Origin of the sequence: Snodgrassella alvi (genome assembly GCF_040741455.2) — a bacterium.
GTDB classification, from domain to species: Bacteria; Pseudomonadota; Gammaproteobacteria; order Burkholderiales; family Neisseriaceae; genus Snodgrassella; species Snodgrassella alvi_E.
In genome coordinates, this window is sequence record NZ_CP160328.2 from 844,161 (window position 1) to 862,144 (window position 17,984).

The window sequence follows — 17,984 nt, forward strand, 5'->3', positions numbered from 1 at the left end:
TTGCTTTACTGACTTAACCGGACAGCAAGATGATTTCCATAAAAAATGTTAACTATTGTATCAACGGCGCTACCATCCTGCGTGATATTAATCTTGATATACCGGATAAAAGCATCACTGCATTAATTGGACCTAACGGTGCCGGTAAGTCTACTTTATTTTCCCTGATAGCACGCTTGCAACCTTTACAGCAAGGCAGCATCCACATTGATGAGCTAGATGTAAGCAGTAGCAAATCCAATGCTATTGCGCAAAAGCTGGCAATATTGTCGCAAGAAAACAACATTCAAAGCCGAATTACCGTACGCGATTTACTGCTATTTGGCCGCTATCCGCACAATCAAGGGCGTATAACCAACACAGACCAGCAGATTGTCGATCAGGCATTACAACGCTTTGAGCTGCAAGAATTGCAACAACGTTATCTCAGTGCATTGTCCGGCGGGCAGCGTCAGCGGGCATTGGTGGCAATGACCTTCTGCCAGCAAACCAAACATGTTATTCTAGATGAACCGCTTAACAATTTGGATATGTATCATGCTCGCGAACTGATGCGGCTGCTACGTGAGCTCACCAGCGAACAGGGATTATCTACTGTTATGGTGGTGCATGATATTAATATGGCCGCCGCCTATGCTGACCATATTGTCGCCTTGAAAGAAGGACAGATTGTTATGCAGGGTCCACCGGATAAAATAATTACCGCCGATAATATTCAAACCATATTTAATCTGGATACCGAAGTTTTAAGCCACAAAGGCAAACCTCTGGTCATCCATCATCTGTAGCAGGTCTAATTATGCAAAACACCAAAACACCTCAGTCTCGCAAACAAACTTCTTTAATTATTGGCATAGTAGTCTTTTTTGTCATACTGGCTTCATGGTTTATCTGGCTGTTTATGGGAGACGATGCAGCGGTACGCATGTCCATGGCACGTATTATGCTGATTTTTTTGGGTTTGGTGTGCACATTCCTATTTGGCGTATCTATCATGATTGGCGTAAAAATCCTACGACAACAACACAGCCGGCACTGAAAATTGCCTGAAATACCTGAAAAACTGCCCTCTTCTACAAAAGATGTGCAGCCTCAGCCCTGCTTTTATCTTTGCTTCTGGCCGTTCACACTGTATATAGCCGTCTAACTCAGCCTGTTTAATTTTTATAAAATCAAATTTTACAACTGTTAAACAGTTGCTTTTTGTCTTTGTCTTCGGCTCAAACCGCAATACAGCCATAATATCCCTGCAAACAAGCTTAATAGACAGATTTGCTATAATACGCATATCTAATTATATTCCGGCAGTATCTGTGCCATGTCTGTATACGAACTCAACCAAATCCTGAGCAAAGACCGCCACTTTCTACAACGTGCAAGTAAACACCCTGCCCGATTCGGCGGAGAAGAAAAAGTTAACCAGCGTTATCAGCGTTCACACCAGATGTACCTACAACGACAGGCACATCTGCCTGTTCCGGAATACGATAACACCCTGCCGGTACATGAAAGACGAGTAGAAATCAAACAAGCCATCAGCCAACATCAGGTGGTCATCGTCTGCGGCGAAACCGGCTCTGGTAAAACCACCCAGCTGCCGAAAATCTGCCTCGAGCTTGGCCGTGGCGTAGCCGGTCTCATCGGCCATACACAGCCACGGCGGCTTGCTGCACGCTCCGTTGCCGAAAGAATCGCTGAGGAACTGCATAGCCAGATTGGCCACAGTGTCGGCTATAAAGTGCGCTTTAACGACAAAACCGCTCCCGAAAGCTACATCAAACTGATGACAGATGGTATTCTGCTCGCTGAAAGCCAGACCGACCGTTTCCTCAGTGCTTACGATACAATTATCATCGACGAAGCACATGAACGTAGTCTCAATATAGATTTTCTGCTGGGCTACTTGAAACAGCTATTGCCTCGTCGTCCCGACCTAAAAGTAATCATCACATCCGCCACCATCGATGCCGAGCGCTTCAGCCAGCACTTTACCATTCACGGCCAGCCATCACCGGTGATCGAAGTATCCGGCCGCACCTATCCGGTTGAAATCCGTTATCGCCCATTGCACAGCACTGATGCCGATGATGCCGAAGTGGAAATCAACGACGCCATCGTCGATGCAGCAGACGAGCTGGCACGCGAAGGTCAGGGTGATATCTTGATATTTCTGCCCGGCGAACGCGAAATCCGCGAAGCTGCGCATGCATTACAACAATCATCACTGCGGCGCAATGATGAAATACTTCCCTTGTTTGCCCGCCTGTCTGCGGCCGAGCAACACAAAATTTTCCATCCCAGCGGCCGTCAGCGCCGCATCGTATTAGCTACCAACGTAGCCGAAACTTCTCTTACTGTGCCCGGCATCCGCTATGTGATTGATACCGGTCTGGCGCGAATAAAACGCTACTCTGCCCGTGCCAAAGTAGAACAGCTGCATATCGAACCCATCAGCCAAGCTGCTGCACGCCAGCGTGCCGGCCGCTGCGGCCGCGTTGCGGCCGGTATCTGTATCAGACTGTACAGCGAAGAGGACTACAACCAGCGCCCCGCCTTTACCGATCCGGAAATTATCCGCAGCAATCTCGCCGCAGTTATTCTCCGTATGATTAGCCTTAAACTGGGTAATGTAAATGATTTTCCCTTTTTACAGGCACCGGACCAACGTTATATCAATGATGGCTATCAGGTATTGCTCGAACTGGGCGCGGTAGATGAACACAATCGCTTAAGCAAATTAGGCGAACAGATGGCGCGTCTACCTATAGATCCGCGCATCAGCCGCATGCTGCTGGCCGCAAAACGTCTGCAATGTGTTGCCGAAATGCTGATTATAGTGGCCGCACTATCTATTCAGGATCCGCGCGAACGGCCGCTGGAAGCGCGTGATGCCGCCGCTAAAGCGCATGAACGCTTCACAGACAAACAATCCGACTTCCTTGCCTATCTAAATATCTGGGATTCCTATCAGCGCGAGCGTGACAAAGGTTTGTCCAACCGGCAGATGGTACAATGGTGTCACCAATATTTCCTTTCGCATCTACGTATGCGCGAATGGCGCGAGCTGCACCATCAGCTGGCTCAGATTGCCATTGATATGGGGCTGACAGATAAAGCCACAGCCTACCGTCAGATACCTGAGCAAAATTCTACTCAGCCTGCCCACAACCAAAACGGTGACCAGGATTTAGCTGCCAAACTCAGGCAGCAGCAAATTGTCCGTCGCCAGCAGCGCCAGATTCGGCAAAAAGCAAAAGAGGCCAGTTATGAACAGATTCACCGAGCCTTGCTCACCGGCTTAATAGCTAATATCGGCTTAAAAAGTCCCGAAGGACACGATTATACCGGTGCGCGCGGCATTCATTTCCATCTGTTTCCGGCTTCAGCTTTATTTAAAAGCAAGCCCAAATGGGTTATTGCTGCCGAATTAACCGAAACCACTCGTCTTTATGCACGCGATGTCGCCAAAATTGAACCGGAATGGATTGAAACCGAAGTCCCGCATCTGCTGCGCCATCATTATTTCGAACCACACTGGGAACAGAAACGAGGCGAAGTCGTCGCCAGCGAACGCATTACTCTTTACGGTCTAACCGTCCTGCCGCGCCGACCGATATCCTATGGACGCATTAGCCCAGCAGAAGCACGCGAAATCTTTATCCGCGGCGCGCTGGTGGCACAAGAATGCGACCTCAAAGCCGACTTCTTCCGCCACAACCGGCAACTGATAGAAGAAGTCACCGAGTTGGAACACAAATCACGGCGACAGGATGTACTGGTAGACGCTGAAGCGTTGTTTAGTTTTTACGACCAGCGCCTGCCTGCTACTGTCGAACAACAAGGGCGGCAATTGCCTTTGGCTGACATCCGTACATTTGAACACTGGCGCAGACAAGCAGAAGTCGAAAACCCACAACTGCTGTATCTTGGCCGTGACGACCTCATGCAGCATGCTGCCAGTAATATTACCGAAAGCCAGTTCCCTGAATATCTCAACACCAAAGACGGCCGCTGTGCCCTAAGCTACCGCTTCGAACCACATCATCCATTCGACGGCGTCACAGTAGCCATACCGCTGCCCCTTCTCAACCGCATCAGTGCGGCACGGTTGGAATGGTTAGTACCAGGCATGATCCGTGAAAAATTGCAATTACTCATTAAAGCCCTGCCCAAACAAATTCGCCGCATTTGCGTACCGGTACCGGACTTCATTACCGCTTTTCTTTACAGCGAACCCGATACCAATGCTCCACTGTTGCCACAGCTGGCACATGCCATTGCTCGTCACGCCGGCGATATGCGCCTGCTCAACCAAATCGATATCGAACACTGGCGTAGCCAACAGCTACCCGCCCATTGCTATTTCAACATTCAGGTAATAGACGACAGCGGCACAGAACTGGCCAGCGGCCGTGACCTCAATGCATTACAGCAACAGCTCGGGCAGGCTGCTGCGGTCACTTTCCGCGATAACAGCAACGAATTCGAACGCGACAACATTACCAGCTGGGACATAGGCAAACTACCGGAAAGCATCAGATTTGCTCGCGCTCAGCAGCAACTTACCGGCTATCTCGGCTTACAGCAGCAAAAAGACGGGAGTATCTCCCTGCGTCTGTTTGATACCGCTGCTGCTGCCCAACAGGCTCATCGCAACGGCGTACTTGCACTGATGAGCCTGCAATTAAAAGAACAGGTAAAAGACCTCAACAAAGGCTTGCCAGACTTTACTCAGATAGCCATGCTGCTCAAACACCTTGGTGCTGATACCCTGCGTGCAGACCTGACCCATGCCGTACTGGATCGCGCTTTGATTGGCGAAGATGAGCTGCCACGAGATGAAAAAGCCTTTAAAGAACAGTTAAAACGAGCGCGCAGCCGCCTACCGGCCGTAAAAGAGGCACTTAATCAGTATGCGCTGCAAACAGCATTAGCCTATGGCGAAGTCAGTAGCCATCTGGGTAGACATCCTTTATCCTTGCTGTTGCGCCAGCATCTGGACAGCCTGATTTATCCTGGTTTTGCCAGCGCCACACCATGGAAACAATGGCCACGATTGCCCATCTATCTGCAAGCCATGCTTAGACGTATGGATAAATATGGTAGTAACCCTGCCCGCGACAGTGCACGTGAGGCAGATATTCAGGCACTCACAGATATATGGCAGGAAAAGATTCGCCAGTATCAGCAACAAAATCAGCCAATTCCTCTAGCCATTGCTGATTTTCGTTGGATGCTGGAAGAACTGCGTGTTTCCCTCTTCGCACAGGAATTCAAAACCCCCTATCCAGTTTCAGCCAAACGGCTAAGCAAAGAATGGGAAAAACTTACTGCACTATAATAGTACTCAGACACAGCAGCCCTGCTCTGGCCAAGGGCTGCCGTAAAACCAGAATCATGTAGCTATAGTCTCATTTCTCTGTTAGCTCCAGAAAATCCTTATCCACATGGTCAGATAATCGAAAGCGTACCTCTGCTGGCGGCAACGTTATACCGAGCTTTTGTGCCAGTACCAAACCGTCAACATATTTATTCTCCTTCGCCGGAATGTCCAGCACCTTCAGGAAAGCCATTAACTGCTCCCGCGTCTGAAAACAAACTGCACACCAATATTCACTATCCGTCACTCGCTGACGCAATTGCTGTGGCATCTTGCTGACACGTTCAAATTCCTGCCGCAAATTTTCAAGCTGCGCCAGAGATTCTTTGTCTGCACGCTGGCCAGTTTGTACATTACGCGGGGTGAAAGCGGCCTTTTTATTCATTTTTTGCCTGCCATCATCCGCATCAGACCACACTGATTGCTCAGACTCCTCGGCATTCTTATTTATTACCAAAAGTGCACTCCCAACGAAAAATCTCCAGCTCACACAATGGAAAAAATTCCAGGATTTTTTGATAATCACGCGGATAAAACTTCTTTATTGGCAGCAAAAAACGTAAATCCAAACTATCAAAAGAACAGCCGAAAATTTGATAATCACTGCCTAGTCTCACATGATTGCGCTTGAAGCAGTGCAGCAAATCCTGCTTTTTCCAATCCCAAACCGGATAATACTGAAATTGGCTTTTTACTATCGACCCATGCCGCTGCATACTCAGCCGCTGCTTAGGCCTTTTCTCAACTCTGGTACCATTAGCAACTGGTGTATCCGGCGGTAAATCAAACATACCACACATCATCAGCCGAATATCGGCATAACCAAAATCTGCCAAGCCGGCTGCATCTATCACAGCAGTATGCTTCGGCGGCTGAAATACATGTGCCCGCAGCATCTGATACAGCGCAGGATGTGGCAAACGGGTAATCTTAAATCCAAATTGCTGTTCATATAATTCCAGCTGTTCTTCTACAAATTCCAGCTCCGGCACCAGATAAAGATAATACGGATAAACAGCTGCGAAACGCTTCCTGATGGCCAGATACGCCGCTATCGAATCTTTTCCTGCACTGAAAGCCAGAATACTTTGCCTGTGTTCACTGGCAACTTTTTCAAGCGTCATTTTTCCGGACAAAATAGGCATATATTGACACTTTCAGCCTAGAAATCATTAATAATTTCAATCAGTATACCCACAATGAAAATAAATTGCCTAATTTGTCATATCCACTGCCACTGCTTGACAAATTAACAAATTAGTTATTGAGACTAAAATTAACAACAAAATATCAATATAAATGCATATCCAAATAGTTTATTCTTAATAAATATAATTTTCAGGCAGAAAAAAGCAATTCACAGCCTAGGCTGAAAACTCTCATATACTTGGCTAGCCAACTGCATAAAAGCAACACTCTTACCTTAAATCAGAACAGATTAAGAATCTTCCAATAGCATCCCATTTGCACCAAACATTTATCTTACGGGCTCACAGCGGAATTAAGCTTATTCCATGCATCAGCCAACAAAACAAATTTATACTTTATTCCTAAAACATCAACTCTCACGTACCACTTATCATCACTACCCTAAGCTAAATTCATGTCTGTATAAATTTATATAAATATCGGATATATAATTTATTTTGTTAAGATTAGAAAATTTTTGTAGACGAAAGATAGATATTTTGATAATATAAAATCCAATATCTAAGCTATTTATTTCCCTGTCCCAGCGATTTTATTTATAAGCTTTTCTCCTACATTCAGGCTTATAAATTTAAATGCTGGGTTCTTTTTTTTATTTATAATTACAATAAACAGATAAAATTATTTGTCATCTCAAGATTTAGTATTGACAGGAAATAGACCCCTTATTACGCCAAGGAAAGCGGCAAAAATATTTAAAGTTGTTGCAGAAGTAATAGCAATCAGAACATTATCTGAAAACAAATCTTTATTAAAGAAAAACCGACACAATGCATAAAGAGTCAATAAAATAGCCCAACCCCATAATGACTTTTTTACAACCTTATATGCCTTAAAACCGTACCGTTCTCTAAGATCTCTATCAGCTTTACTATTAGCTATTTCTTCATCATGTTTTTCTTGAACCAAACTTTTGGCATCGTTAGTGGGGTTTTTTTTAATTTCACTCTTAACACTATCCAATTTTTTTTCAGTTACTTCTTCTAAATTTTCTTTTATTTTAGTAATTTCACTATCAAAGTTATTAAAAGAATTTAATGAACTATTATTATCATTCATGCAAAACCCACTATACTAAAATTTATATTTTTTTATTTATATAATGTTTCATCTTCCATTTCTTTTTTAGTAATAATACTTTCATTATCACCACCCCCTTCAGTCCACGCTGTACCTTTCTGATGAGTTAAATTAGATAACTGACTTGCAGTTTTGTTACCATAAACATTTAAGATTTCATTTAATAATGCATGTATTTTTTTGTCTTTGGGTTGATCAGAAATATAATCTTCTATAATATTTCCTTGTAAATCCATTCTTATCAATTTATTAGTCACAGGGTAAGAACCATAACCTTTTAAATTATGATATAGTGAGGGCAATACCGGTCCATAAGTCCATCTATAAAAAGACTCATCAATTAACTCTTCTTTTGTTATTTTTATATACCAAACTTGTGCTAAATAGATTAGCTTTTGTATCTTCATAGGTGTCATGTCTGATATATGTTTTTCTTTTGCCATATCTAATAAAGTATTTACTATAGCATTCACTGGATAAGCCATGGTTCGTTCCTTTTATTCAGTTAATTTTATCTAAAACTTGATGCCTTTTAGATAAAAAATACCGTAATAAACCCAAAATTATTACTGATATGGATAACAAGCTTCCACCAACATATATCCCATACAACCAAGCTTCAGAACAACTTATATGGGAAAAAGTTTTAAGGGATCCCATAATATATATCAAACCAATAGAGAGTATTAATACAACAACTGCTGAAAACAATAACAGAAATCCTCGTAAACAACAATTTTCACATAAAAAATTTTTTTTATTTTCTGTTTCTGACATGATTAAAGTTATCTTCATTCAAAGCTGAATGTAAATTATTAATATTTATAAAAAATATCGATTATGTTTTTCTAGTGGAAAAACATTTACCTTATAAAGATTCAATAATTTCTTATCCTTCTAATTATAGTATAGTTTTCACAAAATTTTAAATATTTTAAATTAATATATGATTTATATAAATGTATTAAATAATTTATTTTTTTAATCATAAAATTATAAGATTTCTAATTTTAACTTAAGTTTTGTTTATTAATTAAAAATATGTTATAAATAAAATAGGATTTCATAATGAATGAAACCCTATTCTCATTTGATAATCACTGTTTGACTTGTATCTAGAACCGTATTCTAAGATTCGCTCGCCCTGAATTACTGTGCCAGTGACTGCCATTCTCGTACTGATACTGAATACCAGCACTCACATTACGGCTCACCTGTACATTGCTACCAATTGCTGCATTCCAGCGTGTTCTGGCTGACGACCATTTACCCGCTCTTGCATCACTATGAATTCCACTAAATCCTCCTCGTGTGGCATATTCTCGGTCTCTGAAATCATGCTCCACACCCACTGCTCCAAAGATATTCGCCACTATATCCCTTATATCAAACAGATATTCAGCTACTAAGCCGGCACTGCCAGTTACTATGCCTTTGTTTAGCTTTCTGCCATATAAGCCATATCCTTCTGCTCCGGCTTCACTGAAACTGTTCTGTTGCAGATAGTCGTAGCGTAAACCTAGCTGCGGTGTCAGTGTCAGACCTTTCATAGCGAATGCTTTACCGCCGTTCAATGCCAGCTGCCACACATTACCTTTCGTTTTCGCTCCGCTATCCTCTCTGGTTATGCCCAGCCATATGCCGCGGGTAACATCATTGGAATAGCGGTTATAACCTAAGCTACCGGATAGGTACGCACCCCGCCAGTTGGCCGGCGCATAGAAGGTGCCCAGTGTTAAGCCGTTGCTCTTGATATCGGCACTACCATCTCTTTCACTCCAGTCTGTATTCTGGAAACTGTATGCCGCTGCTCCTGACCAACCATTACCAAAATTTCTGCTTACACCAATCAGACCGCTGTTGCTATTCTGCTTGCCGCGCACTTCGCCTGGATTCCACCGATTCTGTGAATGGTTAAATTCCATAATCAGTGCCGGTTCGGCGCTATCATTGCGGATAGATGACATAAAGTCTGTATTCAGCTTGCCCAGTGTCAGGGTATTCACTACATTGGCATTGCTGTATACCGCACCTGATAATGAATACAGTGAACGCCGCAACGTTTCTGCTGTCTGGACATTCTGAATCCGGTTGGCACCAGCAAACAATTCTGCTGTTGGACCATCTGTGCCTGTTACTGACGACAGTTTGTCTAGCTGGCTGAAGCTGGTATCAATCGCTGCAGCTGCAGCCTCAATTGCCGGATCAGCTATGCTGCGCGTTAACAGACCGTTATTTTGTACCGCCTGCCGTGCTGATATCCGCGTTACATCAAAATTCACATTGTCGCCATCATAACTGGCTTTCCCGTCCAGTAATATTCCTGAGGCTAATGCAGTTTGGCTGAATTCTCCTACGCGCTTCTGCGCATTGATAACGGCTACTTGAAGACCAGTCTGTGGCACAAAGCCAGATTTCAGGCCGTCGAAATATAACCGACCAGCCAGACTGGCTGTACCATTTATAGCTGTTTTGCTGCCCAGACTGGTTTGAAAGGTTGCCTCTCCACTCTGGCTGTAGTCTCCATTAATCGTGGCATCGCGGCTGACAAACGTACCCTGATTATTCACCGCTCCAGTACTACCGTGCACCTGATAGGTACCGTCTTTGGAAATTTTCGCCGCAGACTGACTGCTGCCATCCAGCGACAGCATTCCAGAATTAATGATGGTATTACCTTGATAGCTGTGACTGCCCGTCAAAATCAATGTACCGTTGCCATTCTTGATTAATCCGCCAGTTCCACTGATATCATTGCTGAAAATATACTGGCCACTGCTGACATTGGCATTAAAATCGCCAAAGGCAAACTGTGCCGGCCCGTTTACGGCTTTGCCGATATTCAGCAATCCCCAGCCATAAACTGAATCCACACCTTTAGCACCTAAATCTGTAGCTGTAGTCAGTAAAGTGGTGCGTAGATTATCATTGCTCATCCATGGATATTTCTGTTTCACCAGTACGGCTGCTGCTGTAACCTGTGGTGCGGAGAAAGAAGTACCAGAAGTAGTAGTAAGCGGTAATCCATTGATATCTTCACCAGGTTTGGCATTTAAATTGGCCGTTTGTGGCTGATAGTAAGCCACCATACACCAATTTTTAGCGTCGCCGCATCGATTGGAGTAATCTTCAATTTTGTTATCAGCAGATACTCCGGCCACTGCAATCCAGCCCTTTTGTAGCTCTGGTTCTACTAATGGCAATAATGATTGAATACTAGGCTGATTTAAGCCGCCATTACCCGCTGCCCAGATAAACAGCATGTCATCTTCTACCAACGTAAGCAATTGGCCGATATAACTATTTTGTTTAATTTTTGGGTTATCAGCGTTCAGATAATTTTTGGCATCATAGATATACCACGCTTTATTGGTCACATAATTGGTGCCATAACTATTATTGACGATTTTTACACCAGCTTTATCCAGTGCATAAAATCCCTTGATGGTAGCTTGTATATTGATTTGGCCTGCTCCGCGACTGTCTGAAGCACTGGCTGAATATATCTGCGCAGCGGGGGCAATGCCCAGTTTTTTTCCACGTACATCCTTGCCAGCTATATTCAGGGCAACTGCATCGCCATGAGGATAGGCCTCACCATTGTATACCGTACCAAATTGGCCTAAATCAACAATATTGTCTGGCAAAGCAGGATGATTCAGACTGACTGGCAAATCCACAATTCCTACTTTAACGCCTCTTCCGTCTAACTCCTGATCACGAGCATCCTTAAGATTCAGACGATTGGCCTGTGTATTGTCTTCACCATTGTTGCTTCTGGTATATTGATTCTTACTTAAAGGAATGGCAATAGCCTGTTCACTGCTGTCTAGCTGGGACGGATTCACAGAAGGCATGGGAATATTATCAGGAACATCCGGCTGATCTGTTGGCGGAATTACCGGTGGTTTCTCTGGTGGTTTTACCGGTGATGTTGGCTTTTCAGATGGCGGATCATTCACTGGTGGTTTATCTGATGGTGGTTTCGGCGTGATTTCATCGCCGCCGGAATGGCCGTTACCAGTATCCTCACCGCCAGAGCCACCACCTGTTTCTGTAGAATTAGAATGCACTCCACCACTGCCACCACCGCAAGCCGTTAAGGCAAGAGAAACAGCTATGACTAGGGATTTAAGCATTAGTTTAGAATGTTTCATAACCGTCTCACTTCCTGTATTAAATGCATTAATAATCAAAACGCTCATGCAATTTTTTATTCTTATTTTTTAAAAATTTAATAAAATAAATGCAGTTAACCGTTATGAGATTTTTTCATTTTTGCATCATACATTGCCTAAAATATCGATTTACCTTATTAAGTATTAATTAACCAAATAAGATATAATTTTATTTATTTAATATTCTGCATATTTCTGTTGTTATTTTATTTCATAAAAATGAGCAACTTATCTATCATAAAAGTACAATAATTTATATTCTGTACTGATCAAGCTATTCTGCTGTAATTAAATTACAGTAAGCTTTTGCTATTTTTTTCTACATAAGAAAATGCATAACAATATGTTAATACAATAAATTTATTTTTTTATTAGATATTGATTGAGAATATTATTATGCAGAATGATTTATACAATTTTCACTTTATTTATTAGTTATTTAAAATAAATCCAAATAAATATACGTTATGCAATCAGATTCATCTAACTATTACGTATATTAAAAATAGTTGCATAGACAACCACTTATGTAATCAGCTACCTTACAAAAGGAACACTAAGTACCAGAAACAAATTAATTAATATCAGCAAGGAGATAAAAATGAATAAACGCAAACCACTCAAACGCGATGTAAAATTCAGTACTACTGAAGAATTACGAACCAATGCTCGTAAAAATTATCAGGATGGAGCCGTAACCTCCACCTATGAGCTGGATGTAGATAGAGTAATTGAACTACTAAATATAGCGTTGGCTTCTGAATGGGTGTGTGTACTGCGCTATTTACGCCATTACTATATGGCCAGCGGCCTGTTTATGGATGCAGTAAAAGAAGAATTCATGGAACACGCTGAACAAGAACAAAAACACGCTGCCATGCTGGCTGAACGCATTACCCAGCTGGGTGGAGAGCCAGATTTGAATCCAGATGTTTTTATCCAGCGCTCACCCACCGAATATGTTGAAGGCGAAACCCTGCGCGAAATGGTGGAATCAGACTTGATTGCAGAACGTATTGTAATCGATTTATACCGCCAAACCATCATGTATGTTGGCGACTATGACACCACCACCAAACGTCTGCTCGAACACATTCTGGCTGAAGAAGAAGACCATGCCGATGAATTGTCCGACATGATGGAAGGTCTGGATGGTAAACCACTTTCAGCCAAAATTATTTAAATGCTTGCATAAAACATCCGTGCTCGGGCACGGATTTTTTGTGTCTATATGGCAACTACTTCACTTGTATGCTGCCCTACAAATATTCAAAGCAGAAACTGTATACCTTTTCATAAAATATAGATCACCCAAGCCTCTATAGCCGTTATTTGAGGCAGATTAATAATATGCCATACATAAACTTTCAGATGGCTAATAAATTGTGGTATAGAAATCATAGGAATACAATTTGTTATTACATGATTCATCCATACTAAAGGATGATTTTTTCAATGGTTTTATGGAGGATGCAGCATGAAAGCAATGGTCTACTACGGTGCCGGCGATATCCGCTTTGAAGAACGAGATAAACCGAAAATTATCGACCCCACCGATGCCGTTATCCGCTTAACCAAAACCACTATTTGCGGTACGGATTTGGGTATCTGGAAAGGCAAAAATCCTGAAATCGAACAAAAAGCAACTCAAAAAGAAGGAGCATTTAACGGCCGGATTTTGGGACATGAGGGTATTGGCATTGTTGAAGAAACCGGTAGCGCAGTGAAACATTTCAAAAAGGGGGATAAAGTAATTATTTCCTGTGTTAGCCGCTGTGGAATGTGTGAAAACTGTCAGAAACAATTGTATGCACATTGTCAGAGCGGTGGCGGCTGGATTATGGGTTATATGATTGACGGTACACAGGCTGAATATGTACGCACTCCTTTTGCTGATAATTCACTATATCGATTACCACCGGATTTGAACGAAGATGTCGCCGTACTGCTGTCAGACGCTCTCCCCACTGCCCATGAAATCGGGGTACAGTACGGCGATGTCAAACCCGGCGATACAGTGGCCATTGTTGGTGCCGGTCCAGTCGGTATGAGCTGTCTGTTAACGGCACAGCTATATTCGCCGAGTCAGATTATCATGATTGATATGGACGATAACCGTTTACACATGGCTAAAGAACTGGGTGCTACACAGATTATCAATTCTGCCCGTGAAGATGCCGTTGCACGTGTACTCGAATATACTGGTGGACGAGGTGTAGATTGTGCCATGGAAGCAGTAGGACTTGGAGCCACATGGGATATCTGCCAGCGCATCGTAAAAGAAGGCGGTCATCTAGCCAATGTTGGGGTTCACGGACAGTCCGTTAATTTTGAGCTGGAAAAACTATGGATTAAAAACCTCACCATCACCACTGGTCTGGTTAACGCCAATACCACCGGCATGCTGCTAAAAACCTGCTGTTCAGGCAAACTACCGATGCAAAAACTGGCTACACATCATTTCCAATTCAATGAACTGGAAAAAGCTTATGAAGTATTCAAGCATGCCGCAGATGAGAAAGCCATGAAAGTCATCATTAACTACTGATCGGCCAGCTAAACAACCACTCTAGTAAAATTTTATCGAAAAAGCAGCCATATGGCTGCTTTTCACTATCACATACATCACAGACAAATAGCATAAATATTATTTTGCGTATCGTGTCACTTAATAGCAGCTATCACTAAATTTTGCTGAGTGCTACCGGCAAATACTTAAACAAGTTTAAATAGCAATATAAATACATACTGAGGAAAAGAACGCTAATGCTGAGCTATTCTTCGTCATCCTCATCTTCCTGTACACTAACACTGTGTTCAATCACACCAGGCACCACAAAAGAAGCGGCCAGAGTATTTTTACGCGTAGATAGCCGCTGCAGATAAGATTCATCCACATCTCCAGTAATATATCGGCCATCAAAACACGAGCTGTCAAAACCCTCAATGTGCGGATTCAATTTTAAAACCACTGCTTGCAAATCAGCCAGATCCTGAAATACCACGCCATCGGCGCCAATCTCAGCCGCCACCTGCTCAGCATTGCGCCGGTAAGAAATTAACTCTTCTCTCGTCGGCATATCGATACCATAGACATTGGGATACAGCACCGCTGGTGCAGCAGAAGCAAAGTACACACGAGTAGCGCCAGCTTCCCGCACCATATCTACAATTTCGCGGCTTGTGGTACCACGTACAATCGAATCATCAACCAGCAAAACTCGTTTACCACTGAATTCATAATTCATTGGATTGAGTTTCTGCCGTACCGATTTTTTACGTACCGACTGTCCGGGCATAATAAATGTCCGCCCAATATAACGGTTTTTAAATAAGCCTTCGCGATAAGGTTTATTTAGATGTTGAGCCAGCTCCATCGCACTAGGGCGGCTAGTGTCCGGTACCGGCATCACCACATCGATATCTTGCAAGTTCAGCGTACGTTTTACTTTTTCCGCTAATGTGACACCCATATTTAATCGGGCCTGATATACCGATACTCCGTCAATCACCGAATCAGGACGGGCAAAATACACATATTCAAACAGGCACGGCATCAGATGAGGTGTCTGCGCACACTGCTGCGAAAACAGTTGCCCTTCATTGCTGATGAAAATCGCCTCCCCGGGAGCCACATCCCGCAGCAGCTCAAAATCCAAACTAGGAAACACCACTGATTCCGAAGCCACCACATAATCAGTTTTTCCATCCTGCTCCCTCTGCCCTAAACACAACGGACGGATGCCGAACGGATCACGGAAAGCCAGCAAACCATAGCCTGCAATCAAAGCTACCACCCCATAGGCACCATGCACACGTTTGTGCAGTGCAGCCACTGCAGCAAATATGTCTGAAAGAGCCAAAGTAGTGCGATTACCCACCTGATTTTCCAGCTCCCGCGCCAACACATTCAACAATACTTCCGAATCCGAGCGCGTATTCACATGGCGCAGATCAGTAAAGCAGACATTCTTAAACAGCTCTTCTGTGTTGGTCAGATTACCATTGTGTGCCAGCACAATACCAAACGGTGAATTGACATAAAAAGGCTGCGCTTCGGCACTACAATTGGCATTACCGGCCGTCGGATAGCGTACATGAGCAATGCCAACATTACCTACCAATTCACGCATGTTGCGGGTACGGAATACATCACGCACCATACCGCGGCCTTTATGCATATGAAACATCGTACCTTCCGCTGTCACAATCCCAGCCGCATCCTGACCGCGATGCTGCAACATCTGTAAACCATCGTATAAAAGCTGATTCACCGGCTCATGCGCAACAATACCCAAAACACCACACATTATTCTCTCCATTTAAGACAAATAAATACGCGCGTTTTGTAATTAAAAACGCGCGTTGTATTTAGTCAGATAATTCATACGTTTATACCGATGGCGAATTCAGCTTCTCAGCCACAAAAGACGGCAGGTACGGCACCGCAAGCATAGCCAATTGCTCAAACATACCTGCTGTAGCCGAATCACGCCATGCTGGCGTTTTGGGTAAATCAGTAAAAGCACACAGCAATACCACCAGTGTAACAATAATCACGCCTTTCACCGCCCCAAAACAGGCACCGAAAATCCGGTTGACACCACCTAGACCAATTGATTGCAAAGCGGAAGTAATCAGCGCACGAAATAGTCGCTGCACTATCCACATCACCCCAAACACCAGTACAAAAGACAAAGCAACAGCCAGCGCACGGGGCTGCATCGTAGGAAAAGCCATATCCGCTACCGGCGCGGCCAACATCTTGGCACCGAGAAAGGCTACCAGCCAGCATAATAAAGCGGCTATCTCGCCCACCAGACCGCGCATCATCGCTACCAGTGTGGTCAGCAAAATCACGCCCAGAGCCAGAAAATCAAACAGTGTCATGCCCGTATCAATATCCTATAAACCGATTACCAAACCATCCAGCCCAACAGCATGTACTTTATCCAGATTCTGCATTGCCTGACTGCGGCTATTGTAAACACGGCTGCGTACCCGATACAGCGTACCCTTACTGGTCTGGCTAGTCGTAATACTCACTGGCACACCGGCCACTGCCAAACGCTGCTGAACCAGATTGGCCTGCGCTTCAGTGGTATAGGCACCAATCTGAATCACTGTACGCTCCACCGCATCCTTGCTGTTGTTCGTGGCGGCGACAGGCGCTTTATTATTACGGCTCTGCTCTGTCGTACTCTTTCTGCTCACAGCTGCAGCAGCTTTATTTTCCAATATCTGTTGCGGCGTCAGTCTGCCCGTAGTATTGCTATTCTTGCCACTTGCTGCATTACTATTTTGTTTAGGCGTAGCAGCCGGTTTGACCGGAGCTGGATTTTTCACTGGTGTTTTGGCCACTGTCGAGGTTTTCTTTTCGCTTTCAACAACTGTTTTTGTTGAAGACACAGTGGTATTACCTACAGCTTGTTGTTTTCTGTTTTCCGCAGCAGCTGACGCTTTACTGGCTGGTTTCTCAACAGTTTCCGTTGGAGTGCGAGGTTTGGTTACAGTTGTCACCCTCACTGGCGGATTTTTCTCGGCAGCTTCTACTGGTCTAGTAGCTGCCGGTTTTATTCTAGGCGAAGCAACAGCTTCTTCATGATGCAACCGTCTTTGTTCCACAGGCTGTGATTTATGTTCAGTAAGGGTTTTGGCTGGTTGCACAACCGGCTTAACTGTAGCTTTCTCTGCCTCTACTTTCTGAGGCGCCGGACGTACGGGTTTCACTTGCGGCACAACTGGCACTACTGTTGCAGCCGTTTTAGAAACATGGTTTTCAGCTGGCGGTACAGATGCTGCCGATGAAACTGGTATGCTAGCAACCTCAGAGGCAGGCACCGTTACCGGCAAAGCAGGTGCACTGGCTGCTGGTTCCAGCACCACCGCAGAAGCAGATTGTGTATCCATAGCCGCACTAGCCGGTCTGGCTGCAGAAGCTGCTTTGATATCCAGCTGTGGAGCTGGTACTGGCTGAGGAGTACGACGGCTCAGCATAACAAGCAGCAGAATAGCAGCAATCACCACCATAATCAGTGCACCGACCAAACGGCGCCGATTTCGCCGTTTCAGCTGTTCGTAATTTTCCTGCGCATTCATGCGTTATCCACTCCTCTGTCGTGCTCGTTTCGATTTTA

General features: G+C 44.0%; 13 protein-coding genes. 5 read left to right on the forward strand and 8 right to left on the reverse strand.

All coding sequences use genetic code 11. The annotated features are described in order from the left end of the window. Positions 1–29: 29 nt before the first annotated feature. From ABU615_RS03805 to hrpA, 3 genes are all read left to right on the forward strand, one after another. Positions 30–788 (forward strand): ABC transporter ATP-binding protein, encoded by a 759-nt coding sequence (locus ABU615_RS03805; RefSeq protein ID WP_367487299.1) that lies wholly within the window; start codon positions 30–32, stop codon positions 786–788. An 11-nt stretch (positions 789–799) separates the two neighbouring features. Beyond that, positions 800–1,039 carry a hypothetical protein gene (locus tag ABU615_RS03810; RefSeq protein WP_367487296.1) on the forward strand — a complete coding sequence of 80 codons (240 nt, stop codon included), beginning with the start codon at positions 800–802 and terminating at the stop codon, positions 1,037–1,039. 279 nt (positions 1,040–1,318) lie between these two features. Further along, positions 1,319–5,341, forward strand: a complete 4,023-nt coding sequence (gene hrpA, locus ABU615_RS03815) for an ATP-dependent RNA helicase HrpA (protein WP_370389253.1) — start codon at positions 1,319–1,321, stop codon at positions 5,339–5,341. Between the two features lie 70 nt (positions 5,342–5,411). Here the strand turns inward: hrpA and ABU615_RS03820 are convergent, their stop codons facing one another. The 5 genes from ABU615_RS03820 to ABU615_RS03840 all read right to left on the reverse strand — a co-directional run bounded on the left by ABU615_RS03820 (position 5,412) and on the right by ABU615_RS03840 (position 11,826). After that, a complete protein-coding gene (locus tag ABU615_RS03820) occupies positions 5,412–5,837 on the reverse strand; it encodes a hypothetical protein (RefSeq protein WP_367421678.1) in 426 nt (141 codons plus the stop codon). Beyond that, positions 5,824–6,525, reverse strand: a complete 702-nt coding sequence (locus ABU615_RS03825) for a phosphoadenosine phosphosulfate reductase (RefSeq protein WP_267408421.1) — start codon at positions 6,523–6,525, stop codon at positions 5,824–5,826. The genes ABU615_RS03820 and ABU615_RS03825 overlap by 14 nt, the downstream gene beginning before the upstream one ends. Before the next feature lie 697 nt (positions 6,526–7,222). Further along, complete coding sequence (locus ABU615_RS03830; protein WP_267390531.1) at positions 7,223–7,648, reverse strand: hypothetical protein; 426 nt, start codon at positions 7,646–7,648, stop codon at positions 7,223–7,225. A gap of 32 nt (positions 7,649–7,680) precedes the next feature. Then, a complete protein-coding gene (locus tag ABU615_RS03835) occupies positions 7,681–8,154 on the reverse strand; it encodes a Panacea domain-containing protein (RefSeq protein WP_267390532.1) in 474 nt (157 codons plus the stop codon). 630 nt (positions 8,155–8,784) lie between these two features. Next, positions 8,785–11,826: a S8 family serine peptidase gene (locus tag ABU615_RS03840; RefSeq protein ID WP_370389254.1), complete on the reverse strand. Its 3,042-nt coding sequence runs from the start codon at positions 11,824–11,826 to the stop codon at positions 8,785–8,787. A 622-nt stretch (positions 11,827–12,448) separates the two neighbouring features. On the opposite strand from ABU615_RS03840, the gene ABU615_RS03845 reads away from it, so the two are divergent. Together ABU615_RS03845 and ABU615_RS03850 are read left to right on the forward strand one after the other, a co-directional pair. Next, positions 12,449–13,030, forward strand: a complete 582-nt coding sequence (locus tag ABU615_RS03845) for a bacterioferritin (protein ID WP_100140297.1) — start codon at positions 12,449–12,451, stop codon at positions 13,028–13,030. A gap of 294 nt (positions 13,031–13,324) precedes the next feature. Further along, a complete protein-coding gene (locus ABU615_RS03850; protein ID WP_370388217.1) occupies positions 13,325–14,395 on the forward strand; it encodes a zinc-dependent alcohol dehydrogenase family protein in 1,071 nt (356 codons plus the stop codon). Positions 14,396–14,621: 226 nt separating this feature from the next. On the opposite strand, the gene purF is transcribed toward ABU615_RS03850, so the two are convergent. From purF to ABU615_RS03865, 3 genes are all read right to left on the reverse strand, one after another. Continuing rightward, positions 14,622–16,157 (reverse strand): amidophosphoribosyltransferase, encoded by a 1,536-nt coding sequence (purF, locus tag ABU615_RS03855; RefSeq protein ID WP_267408424.1) that lies wholly within the window; start codon positions 16,155–16,157, stop codon positions 14,622–14,624. Positions 16,158–16,239: 82 nt separating this feature from the next. Continuing rightward, positions 16,240–16,737 (reverse strand): CvpA family protein, encoded by a 498-nt coding sequence (locus tag ABU615_RS03860; RefSeq protein ID WP_267390537.1) that lies wholly within the window; start codon positions 16,735–16,737, stop codon positions 16,240–16,242. A 15-nt stretch (positions 16,738–16,752) separates the two neighbouring features. Then, positions 16,753–17,946: an SPOR domain-containing protein gene (locus ABU615_RS03865; RefSeq protein WP_370389255.1), complete on the reverse strand. Its 1,194-nt coding sequence runs from the start codon at positions 17,944–17,946 to the stop codon at positions 16,753–16,755. Positions 17,947–17,984: the final 38 nt, after the last annotated feature.

Coding starts and splice junctions, on each gene's coding strand:
- ABU615_RS03805 (WP_367487299.1), top strand. CDS start 30: ATGATTTCCATAAAAAATGTTAACTATTGTATCAACGGCGCTACCATC.
- ABU615_RS03860 (WP_267390537.1), bottom strand. CDS start 16,737: ATGACACTGTTTGATTTTCTGGCTCTGGGCGTGATTTTGCTGACCACA.
- ABU615_RS03810 (WP_367487296.1), top strand. CDS start 800: ATGCAAAACACCAAAACACCTCAGTCTCGCAAACAAACTTCTTTAATT.
- ABU615_RS03840 (WP_370389254.1), bottom strand. CDS start 11,826: ATGAAACATTCTAAACTAATGCTTAAATCCCTAGTCATAGCTGTTTCT.
- hrpA (WP_370389253.1), top strand. CDS start 1,319: ATGTCTGTATACGAACTCAACCAAATCCTGAGCAAAGACCGCCACTTT.
- ABU615_RS03845 (WP_100140297.1), top strand. CDS start 12,449: ATGAATAAACGCAAACCACTCAAACGCGATGTAAAATTCAGTACTACT.
- ABU615_RS03865 (WP_370389255.1), bottom strand. CDS start 17,946: ATGAATGCGCAGGAAAATTACGAACAGCTGAAACGGCGAAATCGGCGC.
- ABU615_RS03825 (WP_267408421.1), bottom strand. CDS start 6,525: ATGCCTATTTTGTCCGGAAAAATGACGCTTGAAAAAGTTGCCAGTGAA.
- ABU615_RS03850 (WP_370388217.1), top strand. CDS start 13,325: ATGAAAGCAATGGTCTACTACGGTGCCGGCGATATCCGCTTTGAAGAA.
- ABU615_RS03835 (WP_267390532.1), bottom strand. CDS start 8,154: ATGGCTTATCCAGTGAATGCTATAGTAAATACTTTATTAGATATGGCA.
- purF (WP_267408424.1), bottom strand. CDS start 16,157: ATGTGTGGTGTTTTGGGTATTGTTGCGCATGAGCCGGTGAATCAGCTT.
- ABU615_RS03830 (WP_267390531.1), bottom strand. CDS start 7,648: ATGAATGATAATAATAGTTCATTAAATTCTTTTAATAACTTTGATAGT.